The organism is Streptomyces sp. NRRL F-5755 (assembly GCF_001279365.1).
Classification (GTDB): domain Bacteria; phylum Actinomycetota; class Actinomycetes; order Streptomycetales; family Streptomycetaceae; genus Streptomyces; species Streptomyces rimosus.
On sequence record NZ_LGCW01000178.1, the window covers coordinates 1 to 631 of the forward strand.

1 pseudogene is annotated in these 631 nt (G+C 74.0%); it reads left to right on the forward strand.

What is annotated here, in order from left to right:
* Nucleotides 1-424: 424 nt before the first annotated feature.
* A pseudogene (locus ADK86_RS45190) lies at nucleotides 425-631 on the forward strand (hypothetical protein); the annotation flags it as partial.

The following is a 631-nucleotide window of genomic DNA, read 5'->3' on the forward strand; positions in this document are numbered from 1 at the left end:
GAAGATGGCTGAGGGCGAGGGCGATAGGTCGGAGGGGGAGGAAGGGGCGTTTGGGGGGAGTGGGGCTGGTGTCCGTGTAGGTGCGGGCACTGGTCTTGGTGCTGGCGCTTCGAAGGCTGGCCGAGTAGGCGGTACGGGTGCGGTGGCGGCCGATGGGGCCGGTGCCGACGCGACGGCTGACGGGAAGGTGTCGCCCGCGCTCCTTGGTACCGAGGGCGGTTACCTCGGTACCAAGGATGGTTGCGGCGGCGAGGTAGGTCAGCCCGGCAGCGAGGGCGATTGTGGCTCCGAGGGCGGTGGCCCCGGCGTGGAGCCTGGCTCCGGCTTCGAGGGTGGTCGTCCCGGCGTGGAGCCTGGTTCCGGTTCCGAGGGTGGTCGTCCCGGCGTGGAGCCCGGCTCCGGTTCCGAGGGTGGTCGTCCCGGCATGGAGCCTGGTTCCGGCTCCGAGGGCGGTGGCCCCGGCGTGGAGCCTGGCTCCGGCTTCGCGGGTGGTCGTCCCGACGTGGAGCCCGGTTCCGGCACCGAGGGCGGTCGCCCCGGCATGGAGCCTGGCCCCGGTTCCGAAGAAGGTCGCCCCGACACCGAGCTCGGCCCCGGCCCCGGCCCCGAGGGCGATCGCCCCGCCCCCGAC